This window comes from Cyanobacterium sp. uoEpiScrs1 (assembly GCF_947331815.1).
Taxonomy (GTDB): Bacteria; Cyanobacteriota; Cyanobacteriia; order Cyanobacteriales; family Microcystaceae; genus Rippkaea.
In genome coordinates this window covers 1,439,958-1,458,821 of sequence record NZ_OX373462.1, presented here as the reverse complement: position 1 = coordinate 1,458,821, position 18,864 = coordinate 1,439,958, and the positions used below count along the sequence as shown (strand labels likewise).

The following is an 18,864-nucleotide window of genomic DNA, read 5'->3' as shown; positions in this document are numbered from 1 at the left end:
CCCCACCGCGATCCATGAATTCTCTTTTAGATGATGCCCCTAAGCTCCTAATTCGTCCTGTACAGTATCGTGATTTAGATCCTATAGAACATTTGGTTGTTCAAATAGCCCAAGAACAGCCGGAGTCAAATCTCGTTATGCCTATTCAAAAATTACAACAAGCACGGCGTTGGTTTGGAATTCTTAAATTCTTGAGTTGGTTTCCTAATTTATTCCAACATCATTTTTGTGTTTACATTGCTGAACCGAAAACATTATTAAATCAAGGAGCAGAAAGATTACAAGGGTTTATTCAAATTAGTCCTTTCAATAGAGGTCGTAGCACTTGGTGTGTGGAACGAGTAGTAATTAATACCCAAGAATCTCAACCTCAGTTGATAACTGATCCTAAAGGAGTGGGATCTCAACTGTTACGTCACTGTTTTGAAACTATTTGGGAAGCCAGAACTTGGGTTTTAGAAGTTAATATCAATCAAAAGAGTATCCTTGCCCTTTACCGTCAGAATGGCTTTCAACCTCTGGCCAAACTAACTTATTGGTCTTTACCACCAAAATTACTACAAGAACTTGCTCTAGGAGATTCTGATTTTCCTAACTTATTACCTGTGAGTAATGCCGATGCTCATCTACTTTATCAACTCGACTGCGTTTCCATGCCACCTTTATTACGTCAAGTGTTTGATCGCCACCTGCCTGATTTCAAGACTCCGTTTTTGGCGGGATTGGCATCTAAGTTGCAACAATGGTACTATAAAACTGATGTCGCCCAGGGATATGTGTTTGAACCCCAGCGTAAGGCAGCTGTTGGTCATTTTAAACTAATTTTATGTGATAACGGGTCTAATCCCCATCAAGCTAAGTTAACAGTGCATCCAGCTTACACTTGGCTCTATCCCAAGTTGTTCACCAAAATGGCGCAGATTGTGCAAAATTTCCCATCCCAAAGCTTGGAGTTGGTCTCGACAGACTACCAGCATGAACGAGAAGAATATCTTGATAAATTGGGAGCACAACGTAATAAACATACTCTGTTGATGTCCCGTTCAGTATGGCATAAACTAAAAGAAGCTAAGCCAGAAGGACTACATTTATCAGAGATGTTACAGGGTTTACAGACAGTTCCTCGTACCCCCATTCCTAGTCGAATGTCTTGGTTGAAAACATCTTTTAATCCTTTAGAAAAAAAAACTAATCCATGCAATGGAAAGCAATATAAACACAAGTCGCAAACCTTGGGAAAGTCTTCTGAATTTAACAATGAGCCATAGAAGGAATAAGATAAGGAAAAGCACCGTAAAAAGTAAATAAGCTGATAGGGAGATATTCTAACATTTGTCTTCTAGCTCGCTTACTCTAATTATATTTAATAGGATAATGAAACGAATTTCGGTTTTAGGCTTAGATGTGGGCAGGAAGCGAATTGGAGTAGCTGGATGTGATGGAACTGGGTTAATTGCAACGGGATTGACAACGATTCATCGTACTTCATTTGAGAAAGATATTCAACAGCTTCAACAGTTGATTCACGAAAGGGAAGTCCAAGTGTTAGTTGTAGGACTTCCATACAATATGGATGGAAGCTTGGGATTCCAGGCTAAACAAGTCCAAAAATTTGTGGGGCGTATTTCTCAAATCTTACAATTACCAGTAGAGTACATGGATGAGCGGTTGACCTCTATTGAAGCCATTGCACACCTCAAGGCACAAAAACTATTTTCTACTTGGGACAAAGGGGCAATTGATCGTCATGCTGCTTGCATTATTCTACAACAGTGGTTGGATTATAAGCGTTCAAAAATAGATAACAATCGGTATTTGACTTAAGTAAAATTTAAATATAATTAAATTTTACTTAGATAGACCTTCTATAAATATATTAAGAATTTAATCTTAATTGGTATATATTTTAAACAATAAATTTATTGAATTAAATATTCTAGCTACTTTATAATTCACAATTAATTATATTTACAAACTAATCTCATCAATCATTTTAGGAACTCCAGTAGTTAAAACCTCATGACCTGTTTTTGTAACAAACACATTGTCTTCAATTCTAATACCAATCCCTCTCCATCGTTCAGGAATTTCCGGTTGTCCCTTGAGAGGTTTAATGTTAGGACTAATATAAATCCCCGGTTCAACTGTTAATAGATGGCCTGGTTCTAATAGTTTCCAAGTTCCCTCCCCTTGTTTATAAACTCCCACATCATGGACGTCTAATCCTAACCAATGGCCAGTTTTATGCATATAAAAAGGTTTATATTTTTCTTCTTTAATAATTTCTTCTAGATCCCCTTTTAGTAATCCTAAGTCAATTAATCCCTGAACTAAAACACAGACCGCTATATCATGAAACTCATTATAGGATTTTCCCGGTTGGACTGATTTTATAGACCTCAATTGTGCTTCCAAAACCAACTCATAAATTGCTTTTTGTTCCCCTGTGAACTTTCCGCTGACGGGAAAAGTCCGGGTAATGTCTCCATTGTAATAGCCATAGGAACAACCCGCATCGATTAAGAGCAACTCATTTTCCTGAATCTGACGACAATTTTCAATATAGTGGAGAATACAGGCATTAGCTCCTGATGCTACAATAGAAGGATAGGCTGGACCAATACCTCCATGAGAAAGGAAAGCATGTTCTATTTCTGCCTGAACTTCGTACTCATAATGCCCTACTTGAACAAATTCTCTGGCTCGGTTGTGAGCAATGACTGAAATGCCTATTGCCTTGCGTAACATTTCCAATTCAGTAATACTTTTCACCTGACGCATAGAGTGAAGAATGGGATTAGGATCCTCAATAGCGACAGGACCAGCGCCTCGTTTGGGGTAAGCTGCCATTAGACGTTGCCAATAAGATAGAATTACCTTATTAAAATTCTTATCTCGTCCCAGATGATAATAGATACGGTTAGCTTTTTCAATATATTGAGGTAGCTTTTCATGTAATTCGTTAATGGGATATACTTTATCTGCACCGTAAAACTCTTTTGCTTTGTCTACACCACAACGATAACCCGTCCAAGTTTCTTTTTCGGAGTCTTTCGGTTGAACAAATAATACAAAATGGTGTTCCTCATGGTGAGGTGCTAAAACCGCTACGGCTTCTGGTTCATTAAATCCTGTAAGGTAAAAAAAATCACTATCTTGACGAAAAACGTACTCTACATCATTATGCATAATTACGGTCGGCGCACTACGAAAAATCGCAGTTCCCGTACCAATTTTTTTCATTAAGCGTTCTCGACGTTGACCATACTCTGCTAGTTTAATATTCATAATCGATACAAATAATCTTTAATTGATTTTAATTTAAGGTTAACTCACAAAATTACTCAATAGTCACTCGAATTTGTCATATGATATCGGTAAGTCTATTATGTCTATGAATAACTCCTAATTTTATTTGAAATATTGCTTAATTCAACCTTAAATGTGATCGCTTTAGAAAATTCAATCATGTCTGCTATGTAGAAAAAGGAGAGAGAGAACTATTAATCCTAACATGTATCAGTCAATGTTAAGATTAATGGACTAGATAAAATAAGTACTGTGCCCCATAGTGGTAGATTTATATCTTTTTCGTCTAATACTATCATTTAACTGTAAAAGTAAAAGGATATGAATAAATCCCATCGATTAAAATTAGGAATAGTTAAAATCAAATCTAAATTTGCCAATACTCCACGACTAAAAGGATTGTTACCAGTAACTTTAATTTATTAGGTAAAGAATTTGGTATTTTTTACACGTATTTATCTGTATGTAATATGTTTAGTGTTTTTAACGATTATTAACATTCAAAAAAAAACAATAAATACTGTTAAGCTATCAGAATTTGGATAAACAAATAACAGATAACGCACCTATACAACAAAAGTAAAAATTAATAGACAAATAATTCATATACAATATTTTTATTGCCTTGTTTATTGTTTCTTGAAAGCAATATTACGAAACATTTAAGATTTAGCAAAATGATACAGTAACCAGTATCCTGTCCCTAGTCCAAGAAAATTAGGCAACCATGCAGCCATAAAAGGAGAGATAATACCCATTAAGCCTAAACTACCGATAATAAATCCTAAAACATAATAAGTAAAAATAATTACTACACTTAAGCCAAAACTAGTAGCTCTTCCCATTTGCTGAGGCCTTACTCCTAAAACAGATCCCACTAAACCAAAAACAACACAAATAAAAGGAAAAGCAATTTTTTGTTGGATTCGTACTTGAAAGGTTCGCAAGTTTTTTTCATCTCCAATCATTCTCAATAGTTTTATGTACTGCTGAGCCTGAATGATATTCATTTCATAGGGATCTCTACCTTGAAGAGCGAATTCAAAGGGAGCTCTAGTTAGAGCTAACTGACAGTGTTTGAAAGGAGACATGTCTCTATAGGAAGCATCGGGAGCTAGTTTATAAATTGTCCCATTAAAAAAATCCCAAGTATTTTCCCTAGAGTTCCAGGTAGCCGAATCAGACACAACTATTGTGTTGAGATTAGTTCCTATCCATTCTAAGATAGTCAAAGTTTTCATTTGCTTACCGTCAAATTTCTCAGCGTAAAATAAGTATTTTAATCGTTTAACTGTTTCTCCATTTGGTAAATCCACTTCTTCATAGTCAGGATAGAAAATATCTTTATTTTGCCAAAATGTATGTTCTTCTTGTAGATATTCTACTAGTATAGATGTAGCTCGGTGATTAGCATCAGGGACAATTGATTCACTAAATACAAAAGTGATCCCTGTGACTACTAAACTAAAAACCAAGGCAGGAGCAATCACACGATATAAACTCACCCCACAAGTACGTAATGCTATTAATTCACTATCGTTACTAAGACGACCATAGGTCAGTAACGTAGTTAACATAACTGATATTGGCAGAGCATAGGCGGTGAATTCAGGTACTTTTAAAAGTAAAATCTCTAGGGCTTGTATTAGTGGAAGATCAAACTCTACCACTTTATTTGCCAAATCCGATAAATAACCAATTGCTACCCCTAACGATGAGACCAGTCCCACGCTAAAGATGAACGGGAGGAGCAGTTCGCCTCCAATGTAGCGATCCATCAAAGGTAGAGAAAACCGACATTGTTGCGATCTCCATATATCGAATAGAGATTGAAGAATTTTCGTCAACATCAGAGATTTATTAGAAGCACCCTTCACTAAATATCGACGGACAATTGGTTAGTTAGTTGCTGTAGTAGTTCAATAGAGATAAGTTTTCCACTACTGTTAATCTTCCCGATGATTAATTTAATCATGCGTTACAATCCTTAAGGTAAAGCAACTTTCACTAGATTTGAGTAGGATGACCATGAAAACAGCTTTGATTACTGGTGCATCTTCTGGTATTGGAACAGCTTTTGCTCAAGAATTAGCTATGCGCCAGATAAATTTAATTTTAGTTGCCCGTTCTCAAGATAAACTCTATCAACTTGCCGAGCAGTTACAACATCAAGCTCCTATAAAAGTAGAGGTAATTGTACAAGATTTAACTGAGCAACAAGCTGCCAAGCAAATCTATGATATTGTAGAAGAAAAAGAAATAAGCGTTGATTTTTTAATTAATAACGCAGGATTTGGGGATTATGGAGAATTTGCTCAACGAGAATTACCTCGCCAAGTGGAAATGATCCAACTCAATATAGTTGCATTAGTAGAGTTGACCCATTTGTTTTTATTGAAGATGCAACAACGAGGAGCCGGGAATATTATTAACGTCGCGTCTATTGCTGGATTCCTGCCTCTGCCCTATTTATCGGTTTATGCGGCAACAAAGGCCTTTGTCCTTAGTTTCTCTGAAGCATTGTGGGCAGAAAACCAAGGAACAGATATTAACATTCTTGCATTATGTCCAGGTCCAACAGATTCTAATTTTTTTAAAGTAGCGGATTTTCCAGAAGGTTTTAGTTATAAAGATAACGATGTTTTAACTTCAGCTAAAGAAGTAGTAAAAGATGCTCTTGAAGCACTTAAAAAAAAGAAATCAAATATCGTTTCTGGCGGATTAAGTAATCAATTTATTGTAAATTCTAGCCGTTTTCTTCCCAGGGAATTGTTAGTTAATTTAATAGAAAAGCGATTTCGAGATTAGATAATAATTTGAGTTAAATAAATTTATATATTCTGGAGTTAACCTTTAGTGAATTAAAGGGTGAGATCTGATTTATAGAACATGGCAAAAAGCTAAATAGGGAAGTAGCTATTTCTCTTTATCAAAAATCAAAAATTTAGATCTAATTTTTGATAGTCTTTATAGAAAAGTTAGGAACCATAGCAGAAAAATACAGTACAAAATAGTCATTTTTTAACTAAGACTTGCTAAGTTCCTATGCCCGTTAAGTTTAAAGAAATTATAATCTAAACTTCATAATAGTTAAGTATGATAGTAAGTCTGGAAAAGATTAAAATTTACATTACAACAAGGAGACAACCCCATGGCTCGGATGTACTATGACACAGATACTAATTTAGATTTTTTAGCTGGTAAAACCATTGCAGTCATCGGTTATGGTTCTCAAGGTCACGCTCACGCCCTTAACCTTAGAGATAGTGGCATAAATGTTATTGTGGGGTTATATGAGGGAAGCGAATCTGCCCAAGAAGCCCAAAACGAAGGTTTAAAAGTTCTAAGTGTTGCAGAAGCAGCTAAAGCAGCAGATTGGATTATGATTCTGTTGCCAGACGAAGTTCAAAAAGCTGTTTATATCAATGAAATAGAACCTAATTTAACTGGAGGAAAAATATTATCCTTTGCTCACGGATTTAATATTCATTTTGGACAAGTAGTCCCCCCTTCTAATGTTGATGTAGTAATGGTTGCTCCCAAAGGTCCAGGCCATTTAGTTAGACGCACTTATGAACAAGGAGAAGGAGTCCCCTGTTTGTTTGCTGTGTATCAAGATGCTACGGGACAAGCCCGTGATCACGCTATGGCTTATGCCAAAGGGATTGGAGGAACTCGAGCAGGAATCCTTGAAACTACCTTTCGAGAAGAAACTGAAACGGATCTTTTTGGAGAACAGGTTGTTCTTTGTGGCGGTTTAAGTGCCTTGATTAAGAGTGGTTTTGAAACTTTAGTGGCTGCAGGATATCAACCAGAATTGGCTTACTTTGAATGTCTTCACGAAGTTAAATTAATTGTCGATCTTATTGTAGAAGGAGGATTGGCTAATATGCGCCATAGTATTTCTAACACAGCCGAATATGGAGATTTAACCCGTGGTCCTCGCGTTGTTACTGATCAAACCCGTGCTGAGATGAAAAAAATTCTTAGTGAAATTCAATCAGGACAGTTTGCACGAGAATTTGTACTGGAAAATCAATCTGGTAAACCGGGATTTACTGCCATGCGTCGTCAAGAAGCCGAACATTCAATTGAAGAAGTAGGAAAAGAATTAAGAGCTATGTTTAGTTGGTTGAAAAACAAATAAATTACTAGTGAAAGGCTACTAGTCCCCCGTAGCCTTTTCTTTTTTTTGTGTATCTGCTTGTTTAACTTAAATCATAATTTAAATTTTTAGTTTTAGATTTAGGATAAGATGCAAATTTTCCTATATCAAAAAGACAATTAGCATTTACTCTTTACCTTATTATCGAACAAACTAACTTGCCTCATGTATAACAAATATAAATCATTGTGAGAAGTTTGCTCTTCTAAAAAACCATAGATAAAAATCCTGGAATTACATGATGTTTATATAACAGATCAAAGTATAAAGCTGGTGACAGGATTTGAACCTGCGACCAGCTGATTACAAATCAGCTGCTCTACCACTGAGCTACACCAGCACTAAAAATAATTGGAGCATCTGGTAACAAAAATAAGCTGGGCTGTTAGGCTAAATTCCGCTTTTACCAGCATTCTACACTCTCATGTTTAGTCTAAATGGACTATCTACACTAAGTCCTCTAAAGGACTTACTCCAGATAGCTAACTTACGTGCTCCTACCCTATTTAGTTTATAATTCACTTTCACCTATTTTGTATGGCACTTTTTTTTCAGTGATAGCTAGAGACTTAAAATTTATCGCTTTTTAGCTCACTGATTTACACACAGTTTAGCATATTAATTCTTAAAAAGAAAAGTTTTGGAACCAAAATTTATAATTTAAAAATTATACATCCGTCAGTAACCCTTTATAAGCTTAAAATTATTCAACAGACTAACTCAGTACAGTTTTTAGCTTGCCATTATTTAAGTCCATTAGAAATCAATAACTGTATATTGACAAATATATTTAAATCTGATACCAGCAAAGACAAAGAGCAAAAAACTGATAAAGTACAGTGTACTATAAAACTAAAAAATAGCTATTAGAGCCTCAGGATATTACATCATTTTGGATCATTTAATCTCGATGGGAGCTCTTTATTACTTAAAAGTTCAGGTTATTGTTAAGTAGTTTTAAACCGATATGATATGAATATAGTATTTACGTTATTATCTATTCCAAAATTTTATATTGTATTCAGTTTTTGAAGCCGAGACTTCTAGGCTCGTAAAATAAGTATCTATCATATTTGCCAACTTTATAAATTTAAGTCTTTTGATGTTTATGAGTGATAACTAGTTATTCATAGATTAATAAGTTTTTATATTTATATACATACAATAATACCAAATACTATTGTTTTTAATTTGCCAATATTAAATTTGATTTAAAACAGATGCGTGGAATCAAGTATAGAATATCAACGAACAAATAAAATAGCAGCTTTGAACAGTTTGATTATTTAATTTACTTAGAATTATTATAATTACTAAGGAAAATATTTTTTAAGATAAAATAGAAGGATAGACGACTCAAACTTGATAACTAGTCATTCCTAGCTCATGTCTGCTTCTACTTTATCTTTACCATCAACTAACTTTCCAATAACAGCTGTAATTGGGAAAGAATCTATCAAACTAGCCTTACTTTTAGCTGCCATTGATCAAGGATTAGGAGGAGTTGTAATTGCCGGTCGTCGAGGGACGGCAAAGTCTATTCTGGCTAGAGGGATTCATGCCTTATTACCTCCCATTGAAAGGATAAAAAATAACCCCTTTAACTGCGATCATAACAAACCAAGTGAATGGGACGATAACACTCATAAACAATATCAAACTATTCCTTTAGAAGATATTCCGACAGAAATTATACCAGCTCCTTTTATTCAAATTCCTATTGGGATTACTGAAGATAGACTTTTGGGCTCGGTAGATGTAGAAAAGTCTGTAAAAAAAGGAGAAGCAGTCTTTCAACCTGGGTTATTAGCTCAGGCACATCGTGGAGTTTTATACATTGATGAAGTTAATTTACTCGATGATCAAATTTCCAATAAGATATTAACTGTATTGACAGAAGGATTTAATCAAATTGAACGAGAAGGTATTAGCTTTCAACATTTTTGTCGACCCTTATTTATTGCTACTTATAACCCCGAAGAAGGATCTCTAAGAAGACATTTATTGGATCGCATCGCGATAGCTCTCTACACTGATGAAGTCTTAACTTTAGAACAACGAATCCAAGCGGTAGAACGAGCTATTGGTTATGCTAGTTCATCTCAAATATTTATTAGCAAATATAAGAATGAAATAGACAACATTAAAACCGAAGTTATTCTCGCACGGGAATGGTTAAAAGATGTCAAAATTACTACTGATCAGATTGCTTATCTAGTTGAAGAAGCTATTCGAGGAGCTGTAGAAGGACATCGTGCTGAACTTTTCGCTGTTAGAGTCGCTAAAGTTTCCGCCGCCTTGGAAGGACGTAACAATGTCATACCAGAAGATCTGACACGAGCAGTAGAATTAGTCATCGTACCCCGTTCCACTATAAAACAGCCTCTTCCTGAAGATCAGCAATTGTCTTCACCACCACTCCCTCAAGAATTTCAAGATAACTCTGACTTAAACCAGCAAGAAAACCAGCAAGAAAACCAGCAAGAAAACCAGCAAGAAAACCAGCAAGAAAACCAGCAAGAAAACCAGCAAGAAAACCAGCAAAAACCTCTAAATATTCCTGACGAGTTTATTTTTGATGTAGATGGAGTTATTCTCGATCCTAATGTTTTATCTTGTACTCAAATAGCTCAAACTCAGGGTAATTCAGGGTCTAGTGGACTAACTACTTCTGAAGAAAAAGGACGCTACATTAAACCTATAATTCCTAAAAGAAAAGTTAAACGCATTGCCGTTGACGCAACTTTACGAGCTGCAGCCCCCTACCAGAAATCCCGTCGTTTGCGTCATCCCAGTCGTGGTTTTATCCTTGAACAAGGGGATATTCGGTCAAAATACATGGCGAGGAAAGCCGCAGCGTTGATTGTCTTTGTAGTAGACGCGTCAGGATCAATGGCTTTAAACCGGATGCAATCTGCTAAAGGTGCAGTAATACATCTGTTGACAGAGGCTTACAAAAACCGTGACCAAGTAGCATTAGTTCCTTTCAGAGGGGAACAGGCAAACATTTTATTACCTCCTACCCGTTCCATTGCTTTAGCAAAACGACAGTTAGAAATATTGCCCTGTGGAGGAGGTTCACCTTTAGCACACGGTTTATCTCAAGCTATTCATGTAGGGATAAATGCTAAAATATCCGGGAACATTGGACAAGTCGTCATTGTTGCTATTACTGACGGACGGGGGAACATTCCTTTAACGAAGTCTTTAGGAAAATCTTTGCCTGAAAAAGAAAAGCCAGATATTCAGGCTGAACTATTAGAAATTGCTAAAAAAACTCGAACTTTAGGCATGAAATTATTGGTCATCGACACAGAAAAAAAATTTGTTTCTACTGGGTTTGGAAAAGAGCTAGCACAAACTGCGGGAGGAATCTACTATCAATTACCCAAAGTAACAGATAAGGGAATTGCACGAATGACTAGAGAAGCAATTAAGAACTTAAAATAGATATTATCTAGAATAAAAGTACATATTTATTAAGCATTCTAACTATTATCAATTGAGGTAGTAAGGGGTAAAATATATTATTTAATTACATTAAAAATCAGTTAAAAGTATTGATATATAAGTGGTGAAATTGATAAAAATAGTATTTAAATTAAGCTTCTATATAAAATAAAAAAAGTCGACAATACAATTTGTATTTCAGTAAAATAGTGAAATACAAAATCTAGATAAAAAACAAAATGTAATATTTAAAAATAGAAATTTGATTTATTAATTTATAAATTCAACATTTTAGTACTATCAATATAGTCTACATTAAATATTTAAATCATTAATTCTGGTTAATTTCTATATACAAAATTCAAATTATTATGAGTATTTTTAAAGCTAGTTGCCATACAGTGTATTGGTGATACATTGTAGATAATATTATTTAGTTTAGTTAGGTAAAATTCATTAAATGTACTTTACAAAAGTAGTGATAGTGTATCTAATTGATATACTTTTTTTTATATGTAACACTTATATTATAAGTTAACTAAAAATTATGAAGGGTAAATCAATAGCTATTATCTTTTTCACAAAAATAGAACTGCACGAAGATAAATGATCTATACACTTGAATATTTTTCAGGATAAAATTTATAAAATATACTAAGATATTTTTTCTAGTTTAGAACATTTATTAATAGATATACACTTCATTAACTTTTTGGCAGCATTCCTCTTGTAAATTGGCTAAATGCAGTACTTTTTATATTTATTTCCAATTCCAAGCAGTAATAACTAAACTTCCCCATCCAATAATAAATGCAATCCCACCAATCGGAGTAATTGCTCCTAACCATTTAATTCCAGTTAAACTAAGAGCATAAAGACTTCCTGAAAAAACTACTATTCCTAGAGTAAATCCATAGCCAGCCAATAATAAACTAGAAGGATTATTTTGTCGACAGATTAAAAGTAATGTAACTAATAATAAAGCCAAAGAATGATACATCTGATATTTTATTCCTATTCCGAAAATGTCTAACGCGTTATCACTTAGTCTATTTTTCAATACATGACTAGCGACTGCACCTCCAACTACCCCTAATCCTGCTAAAGTTGCCCCAATCATCATAAATACTTTAATCATTGTGTTTTTCTCTTACCTCTTTTATAGTCACGATTCAGCATTGAATGCTAATCTAGCATTTATACGAAAATATTAAAATAAAGATTCAACACTGTAGTGTCTGTGAAGGTAATCTAAAGGATATATTGCCCAAATACTCTTTGAAAGACGCTATCAAAAAAGAATGTAAGTGATTCTTAATTCATTTTATGTCAATGAATTAAAATTTAGTCGAACTGATTGGCAATATATTACCTCGTCAGTATTTTGTAATCAAAGCGGTTAGCGGCTAACTTTAAAAATGCCCTTAAGATTGAATAATTGAATATTTGAGAAATCAAAGAGTTTGAATTATTGTGTTAACTCCTTTACTCTACTGACTGTCTATTTAGAAGATATTTTCTTGATTTACAATTTAAAAGTTAAGCAGATCTCCCTATATATTAGATAAAAACAAGCTCAGGGAGGGTAAAGAAGTTTTGTTTTGCTTTATAGAAAGCTATAGTCACAACAACAAAGTTGGCATAAAGCCCAAATTATTTTTTTTCTTCCAGAGCTTTAATTTGTTCAAGAGCTATGTAAGAATCTTGGTCATGTCCTTGTTGACTCCACAACTGAGCAGCCTTGTTAAAATCAGCAATCGCTTTTTGACTCTGGTTAAGGTCAGATGAAGCTAATCCACGATTAAAATAAGCCTCTCCATAATCAGGTTTTAGTTTAATTGCTTCAGTAAAATCATTTTGAGCTAGATTCGCTTGACCCAGATTTAAATAAGCTAACCCCAAATTATTATAAGCAAAAGCATCATGAGGATTAAGTTCAAGGGCTTTTACATAATTGGTGATCGCTTGTTTGTCTTTTCCTAGATGTAAGTAGACGTTCCCTCGATTAACATAAGCTTCAACCAGTTTTGTATCAAGTTTGAGAGCTTGGCTAAAATCCTCCAATGCCAACTCAAATTTCCCTAGATGGCTATAGGCAAACCCTCGATTAAAATAAGCATTGGTATCATTAGGATTTTTTTCAATAGCTCGAGTGAAATCCCTAGTGGCTTCTAGAAAATCACCCTGACGACTTTTAATAATTCCCTGTTTAACGAATTCAGTTGAACCATGTTTGACTAAATCAGTCTTACTCGGATTAATAAAATTTTGGTTACAGGCAGTATTTGAACCTAATAAGAATAGACATATGAGAAACAGACACAAACGAAAACTAAATCTCAAAAGAAGAAATAATTTGAGTGATGAAAAGTAAAAAACAGAAAAAGTTGGGAGATTCAAGATGGATTGTTCGAGTGAGTAATTTCAGAACATTTAAAAATCAACTCCTGATTTATGAGAACCTAACCCTTATTAGTCAAGATTCATATAGTTAAAGCTCACTCGCACAACAACTATCACTTGTAACTATCATGTGGTGTGTTTTCAACTAGACAAATGCGAGAAAACTGAGTATATTAACTTGGGTTGTCTATATGAGGAGTTATCTTCTAATGAAAAGACTGTTGATATCTACTTTGATGATAGCGTTGACTGCAACTTCTGGACAGGCTCAAACGGCAACTTATTATTCTTCTCACTATCACGGCAAAAAAACCGCTTCGGGAGTAATATTTAACAATTACCATCCTTTAGCTGCCCATCCTTCCCTCCCCTTTGGGACAAGAGTAAAGGTTACAAATCGAAAAAATGGCAAGAGCATTATTGTTCGAGTCGTAGATCGCTGTCGTTGTACTATCGACTTGTCTCAAGGTGCCTTTCAACAAATTGGTTCTTTGAAATCTGGGAGGATTCCAGTTAGTATTAAAGTTTTACGTTGAAAATAGTCGAAAATAGCTGAAATTTTCTTATCTACTATATTTTAACTAAAATCCAGAACAAATACTCTATTAATTAGGATTATTTTATACAGATATACATAATAAATGGTATTCATGCATTCGTAGGATAATTAAGTTAGGGCAATCAGTGTTACGTATTAGGATAACCCGTACTTTTAATCGTCAAATAAAGTCGTCCAATCATCAACAGGAAGGAGACAATAGTGGCTAGCACAAGACTATTAACAACCATAAAGTCAGAAGAAATTTTTACTGCAGCCCAAAAATTAATGCCTGGTGGGGTTAGTTCTCCAGTACGAGCGTTTAAATCCGTTGGTGGACAGCCTATTGTTTTTGATCACGTCAAGGGAGCTCATATTTGGGATGTAGATGGCAATCAGTACATTGATTATGTGGGAACTTGGGGACCAGCTATTTGTGGACATGCTCATCCTGAAGTTATTGCCGCTATTCATGAGGCCTTAGAAAAAGGGACTAGTTTTGGTGCGCCTTCTTTTCAGGAAAATATCTTAGCAGAAATGGTCATTGAAGCCGTTCCTAGTATAGAAATGGTCAGGTTTGTAAATTCAGGAACAGAAGCTTGCATGTCTATCTTGCGTCTCGTACGGGCATTTACTCAACGTGATAAAGTAATCAAATTTGAAGGATGCTATCATGGTCATGCTGATATGTTCTTAGTCAAAGCAGGGTCAGGAGTTGCAACCTTAGGTTTACCTGACTCTCCAGGAGTTCCCAAGACTACGACTAAGGATACTTTAACGGCTCCTTATAATGATTTAGAAGCAGTCAAAGCTCTATTCGCCGAAAATCCTGGTGAAATTGCGGGAATTATTTTAGAACCTGTTGTTGGTAATTCCGGTTTTATTGCTCCTGATGTAGGGTTTTTAGAAGGTTTGCGGGAGTTAACTATAGAACATCAAGCTTTACTAGTATTTGATGAAGTGATGACGGGATTTCGTTTAGCTTATGGAGGAGCTCAAGAACAATTTGGGGTTACCCCTGATCTAACCACATTAGGTAAAATTATTGGTGGTGGTTTACCAGTGGGAGCTTATGGAGGACGTAAGGATATTATGGCAATGGTGGCACCCGTTGGACCTATGTACCAGGCAGGGACCTTATCAGGTAACCCTTTAGCTATGACTGCGGGAATTAAAACCCTTGAATTACTACAAAAACCAGGTACCTATGAATATTTAAATAAAATTACCCAAAAGCTAAGTAATGGATTTATCAAGTTTGCTCAAGAAGCAGGTCATGCTATTTCTGGTGGTTGTATTGGGGCAATGTTTGGACTATTTTTTACGGAAGGACCTGTCCGTAACTACAATGATGCTAAAAAGTCTGATCTACATAAATTTAGTCTGTTTCATCGGGGAATGCTTGAACAGGGTGTTTATTTAGCTCCTTCTCAATTCGAGGCGGGTTTCACTTCCTTGGCTCATAGTGATGAGGATATTGATCAAACTTTAGAGATAGCCCGTAAAGTTTTTGCAACTTTATAGGTTAAAGAGTTTTTAAATTAGATAGTTTTAATTAGCAGTCAATAACTTAATAGAATTAATAGTCTTATCTCATCAATCTTTTAGAGAATTTTCAGAGAATTTGTATCCAGTTTTATATTAAATTTAATTTCTAGGTCTTTTTTTAGCCCTAAATTCTAAAATAATAGATTAAAAGTACACAAATCAGAAACTACTAGATTATTCTCTATAAATATATAAATAATTTTATTCTACTACTTCACTTATGTATTAAGCTCTATCTTGGACTGCAATAATTGTTACCCAGGTCAGAGTCTATTTTTTTAAAATTTAAGATTAAAACCTGAATATTAGATCTTAGTGACTCCTAATGTCTATTGAATGATAACCAATTTTCTCTTACTTTTGATATCCTCCAGATACTATACTATACTACATCTAGGTCGTATGAATCAATAGGTCGATTATACTGTTAACTCAATATCTTGAGAATAGTAATTTTGATATCGGGCAACAATTAAATCCTTAAGACAACAAATTATAAATAATTCATCATAATGCAAAAATACTAAATTACCCGTATGCATAAATGGATTGTTGTCTATACTTTGGATTAGTTCTAGTAAGCTCAAGTAATATTGGAACTTAATATATAAATCTCTTCTATAGGACCTCGATTAACATAGCCTATTTTTAGCCAAAAATAGAGTTAAAAATTAGTTTGTGCTCGTAAAATATCAATGCTGCCAACAAAGTTTATCTCGATAATCTGGCTTAAATTAAAACTATTAATTTAAGCCACTTTTTTTATCTATAAAACCTATCCAGTTTTTAATAAAAGTCGAGATATCGTATAAAATACGAACGTATAATAAAGAAATACAAAATTATTCCAATTGAAAGACTTTTAATTTTTAAGAGAGCGAGGATCTAGGACATCGCGTAGTCCATCACCAAGTAAGTTAAAAGATAAAACCGTAAGAACAATCAAAAGGGCAGGTGGCCAAATCAACCAAGGTTGTAGCATGAGAATTGAAGCATTGGTAGCTACCGAAAGTAAATTTCCCCAACTGGGATCTGGTTGTTGAATTCCTAAACCAATGAGACTCAACACTGACTCAGCTATGATGAATCCAGGGACAGCAAGAGTAGCTGAGATGATAATATAGGTAACTGTTTGAGGCAACATATGACGAACAATAATTCGCCAAGGGGTTGCCCCCATTGCTCTTGCTGCCTGGATAAATTCCTGTTCTTTTAAAGAAAGAACTTGACCACGAATCACCCTTGCTAGTCCAGACCAACTGATAAGAGAAGTAATGAGAATAATAAGTAAAAATCGTTGCGCACTGCTTAAACTAGGGGGAAGAACCGCTGCCAAGGCAACTAATAAATAAATTCCAGGAATAGTCATTAATACTTCAACCAGACGCATTAATGCCATATCTAACCAACCCCCAAAATAGCCAGAAATACCTCCGACTAGTATACCGAGAGGAAAAGAAACTACAATTCCTACTAGTCCAATAAATAAACTAATTCTTCCACCAAATAGCAATCGACTAAATTCATCTCGTCCTTGTTCATCAGTTCCAAGGAGGTTAAATTTAGCCTTTCCTAGCACTCCGAATAGGTGGATATCAACAGGTATCCCAGAAAACAGTTCTACTTCTTTAAAAGTAGGGGGCAAAGGGAGACGAAGTTGGAATAATTGATAACGGTCACCTTTAATAAACAGACGGATAGGTGCAGGGTTTTTAAAATCAACATTTAAAGTCCGTTCTCCTGTTGTCACATCTGTTGGACTTTGAGTTGTAGGGTAGATATGAGGTCCTAGAAACTTCCCGTCTAGGGTTGTCCAATAGATAGTAGTTGGAGGCAATAAAGACCCATCAACTTGAGAAAAATAGGGATTGTAGGGAGCAATAAAGTCTGCTGATATCACTACCATATAGAAAAATATCAATAAAGTTGCTCCAAAACGAGCTAGATGGTTATTTTTAAGTTTTTGAAGCAAGTTCATAAGTACTAGAAGTAATCATTTCTATGTTGATTGTATAGTGACTGACTTGATATTTGATTATCAATGGTAAACCTAAGAGATAGAAGAGTTGAAAATAATTGTCTTTCATGTCCTAGAGACTCGGTGAATTAAGAACTGTATTACTACACTACATAAATCCTCATTGTTTGCAGTGATTTATATCAATATTTTTTTAAAACTCAAACTGTACTCTAATGTATTTAATTTGCATACTATCATACTTATATTAGTATTTTTATGTTATATAGATTCAAAATCTTGCTCATTTTTTTAGGAGTTAATTTTATGTTTATTTATGTTTTTAAATTGTCTCTAGCATTGACATATTTTATATAAGTATATTTTTTGCTAACAAATATAGCTATTTGTTAGCAAAAAAGTTATTGATTAGTTAATCCAATTATGGTTGTTGTCTATACTTTTGCTTAAATTAACTTTTAACACAACAAGTAAAATAGAATGCTAAAAATTAATTATATATTTTGATTGATGTTCATATTTTATGTATTCAATTATAAGCAGTAAAATATCAATTAAATTATAAAGCTATTATTTGTCAATAAAAAAGTTTATTTTTTTTAGCCAATCATTAAATAATAAGAACAAAATAAATATTACTTTTAAAAAAAAATAAGATCACTCAAAAGAATATAAGTAATATCTGTAGAGATAAATATTAACTATGATAAACCAGCAAATATAAGTATGTAAATAGGAAAGAATAAAAATATTATAACAAGTTAAAAATAAGAAGCACTAAGTTCTGATTTTGATAAAAATAATAATATTTATAACTAGTTATATAACTAGCAATAATAATTGCATATTAATTTTTTTTAAAATATTAATGTGTTTTACAGAGTATATTCCTATTTTAGCATGTAGTATTCTCTGCTATAGTTTCTTTCTACAAACTCCATATTAATTTGTTTATTTAAAAACATTAACATATATTATGTTTTATATAAAAAGAGTAATTTAGTTATTTTTTGACTGCTGATTAATTCATTAGTTTAACACTTCTATTTATAAAAAATATAAACTTACATAAAAATAATCTTGTCCAAAAATTGGATTATTTCTATAATAATGATATATTGATAAATAAGAATAAGTATGTTAATAACTGAAGATATACTCATTAGTGATGGTAGATAAACTAGTTAATTATTTGTGTATTAGTTGCTAAAGTAATCACCTGATTTAGCCTTATAAAATTACTAAACTGTTCACTTTATAAATATTGTTTTTTGATAGACTAACAATCCTAAATACATGTTAGACCAGGAAAATAAAGAGAATTCATAAGACTCTAAGTCCTATGAATTCTCTTCGATCTCTAATTTATTTTTATTTGAAAGTCAATAGATAATCTATTATCACATAATCTCTCAACTATAATTATGAGGACATTAATTTTACTGCATTAGTAAAAGAAGTTTATTTATTAAT

12 protein-coding genes and 1 tRNA gene are annotated in these 18,864 nt (G+C 33.7%); 7 read left to right on the top strand and 6 right to left on the bottom strand.

Going from position 1 to position 18,864, the window contains the following annotated elements; all coding sequences use genetic code 11:
* Positions 1 to 14 precede the first annotated feature (14 nt).
* The gene (locus OXU93_RS05120; RefSeq protein WP_267382963.1) at positions 15 to 1,268 is read left to right on the top strand and encodes a GNAT family N-acetyltransferase; all 1,254 of its coding nucleotides are present in this window, start codon (positions 15 to 17) and stop codon (positions 1,266 to 1,268) included.
* A 106-nt stretch (positions 1,269 to 1,374) separates the two neighbouring features.
* Positions 1,375 to 1,824, top strand: coding sequence for a Holliday junction resolvase RuvX (gene ruvX / locus OXU93_RS05115; RefSeq protein WP_267382961.1), 450 nt, complete (start codon positions 1,375 to 1,377; stop codon positions 1,822 to 1,824).
* Between the two features lie 144 nt (positions 1,825 to 1,968).
* On the opposite strand, the gene OXU93_RS05110 is transcribed toward ruvX, so the two are convergent.
* Together OXU93_RS05110 and OXU93_RS05105 are read right to left on the bottom strand one after the other, a co-directional pair.
* Positions 1,969 to 3,288 carry an aminopeptidase P N-terminal domain-containing protein gene (locus tag OXU93_RS05110; RefSeq protein WP_267382959.1) on the bottom strand — a complete coding sequence of 440 codons (1,320 nt, stop codon included), beginning with the start codon at positions 3,286 to 3,288 and terminating at the stop codon, positions 1,969 to 1,971.
* A gap of 683 nt (positions 3,289 to 3,971) precedes the next feature.
* Complete coding sequence (locus tag OXU93_RS05105) at positions 3,972 to 5,087, bottom strand: LptF/LptG family permease (RefSeq protein WP_267384805.1); 1,116 nt, start codon at positions 5,085 to 5,087, stop codon at positions 3,972 to 3,974.
* Positions 5,088 to 5,337: 250 nt separating this feature from the next.
* Here OXU93_RS05105 and OXU93_RS05100 point away from each other — a divergent pair, with 250 nt between their 5' ends.
* Both OXU93_RS05100 and ilvC read left to right on the top strand, forming a co-directional pair.
* Positions 5,338 to 6,117: an SDR family NAD(P)-dependent oxidoreductase gene (locus OXU93_RS05100; protein WP_267384803.1), complete on the top strand. Its 780-nt coding sequence runs from the start codon at positions 5,338 to 5,340 to the stop codon at positions 6,115 to 6,117.
* Positions 6,118 to 6,460: 343 nt separating this feature from the next.
* The gene (ilvC, locus tag OXU93_RS05095) at positions 6,461 to 7,456 is read left to right on the top strand and encodes a ketol-acid reductoisomerase (protein WP_267382958.1); all 996 of its coding nucleotides are present in this window, start codon (positions 6,461 to 6,463) and stop codon (positions 7,454 to 7,456) included.
* 286 nt (positions 7,457 to 7,742) lie between these two features.
* Here ilvC and OXU93_RS05090 read toward each other — a convergent pair.
* Positions 7,743 to 7,814: transfer RNA gene (locus tag OXU93_RS05090), tRNA-Thr, on the bottom strand.
* A gap of 1,046 nt (positions 7,815 to 8,860) precedes the next feature.
* Between OXU93_RS05090 and bchD the strand changes: the two genes are divergently transcribed.
* Positions 8,861 to 10,924, top strand: a complete 2,064-nt coding sequence (bchD, locus tag OXU93_RS05085; protein ID WP_267382956.1) for a magnesium chelatase ATPase subunit D — start codon at positions 8,861 to 8,863, stop codon at positions 10,922 to 10,924.
* Positions 10,925 to 11,684: 760 nt separating this feature from the next.
* Here bchD and OXU93_RS05080 read toward each other — a convergent pair.
* Both OXU93_RS05080 and OXU93_RS05075 read right to left on the bottom strand, forming a co-directional pair.
* On the bottom strand, positions 11,685 to 12,062 hold the full coding sequence (locus OXU93_RS05080; RefSeq protein ID WP_267382954.1) for a DUF423 domain-containing protein: 378 nt from the start codon (positions 12,060 to 12,062) through the stop codon (positions 11,685 to 11,687).
* A gap of 515 nt (positions 12,063 to 12,577) precedes the next feature.
* The gene (locus tag OXU93_RS05075; RefSeq protein WP_267382951.1) at positions 12,578 to 13,324 is read right to left on the bottom strand and encodes a tetratricopeptide repeat protein; all 747 of its coding nucleotides are present in this window, start codon (positions 13,322 to 13,324) and stop codon (positions 12,578 to 12,580) included.
* Between the two features lie 212 nt (positions 13,325 to 13,536).
* On the opposite strand from OXU93_RS05075, the gene OXU93_RS05070 reads away from it, so the two are divergent.
* Positions 13,537 to 13,863, top strand: coding sequence for a septal ring lytic transglycosylase RlpA family protein (locus OXU93_RS05070; protein ID WP_267382949.1), 327 nt, complete (start codon positions 13,537 to 13,539; stop codon positions 13,861 to 13,863).
* Positions 13,864 to 14,087: 224 nt separating this feature from the next.
* Positions 14,088 to 15,389 (top strand): glutamate-1-semialdehyde 2,1-aminomutase, encoded by a 1,302-nt coding sequence (gene hemL / locus OXU93_RS05065; RefSeq protein WP_267382947.1) that lies wholly within the window; start codon positions 14,088 to 14,090, stop codon positions 15,387 to 15,389.
* Between the two features lie 886 nt (positions 15,390 to 16,275).
* On the opposite strand, the gene OXU93_RS05060 is transcribed toward hemL, so the two are convergent.
* Positions 16,276 to 17,391 (bottom strand): ABC transporter permease, encoded by a 1,116-nt coding sequence (locus tag OXU93_RS05060; RefSeq protein ID WP_267382945.1) that lies wholly within the window; start codon positions 17,389 to 17,391, stop codon positions 16,276 to 16,278.
* Positions 17,392 to 18,864 lie beyond the last annotated feature (1,473 nt).

Coding starts and splice junctions, on each gene's coding strand:
- OXU93_RS05070 (WP_267382949.1), top strand. CDS start 13,537: ATGAAAAGACTGTTGATATCTACTTTGATGATAGCGTTGACTGCAACT.
- OXU93_RS05100 (WP_267384803.1), top strand. CDS start 5,338: ATGAAAACAGCTTTGATTACTGGTGCATCTTCTGGTATTGGAACAGCT.
- OXU93_RS05120 (WP_267382963.1), top strand. CDS start 15: ATGAATTCTCTTTTAGATGATGCCCCTAAGCTCCTAATTCGTCCTGTA.
- ilvC (WP_267382958.1), top strand. CDS start 6,461: ATGGCTCGGATGTACTATGACACAGATACTAATTTAGATTTTTTAGCT.
- OXU93_RS05110 (WP_267382959.1), bottom strand. CDS start 3,288: ATGAATATTAAACTAGCAGAGTATGGTCAACGTCGAGAACGCTTAATG.
- OXU93_RS05080 (WP_267382954.1), bottom strand. CDS start 12,062: ATGATTAAAGTATTTATGATGATTGGGGCAACTTTAGCAGGATTAGGG.
- OXU93_RS05105 (WP_267384805.1), bottom strand. CDS start 5,087: ATGGATCGCTACATTGGAGGCGAACTGCTCCTCCCGTTCATCTTTAGC.
- OXU93_RS05060 (WP_267382945.1), bottom strand. CDS start 17,391: ATGAACTTGCTTCAAAAACTTAAAAATAACCATCTAGCTCGTTTTGGA.
- ruvX (WP_267382961.1), top strand. CDS start 1,375: ATGAAACGAATTTCGGTTTTAGGCTTAGATGTGGGCAGGAAGCGAATT.
- bchD (WP_267382956.1), top strand. CDS start 8,861: ATGTCTGCTTCTACTTTATCTTTACCATCAACTAACTTTCCAATAACA.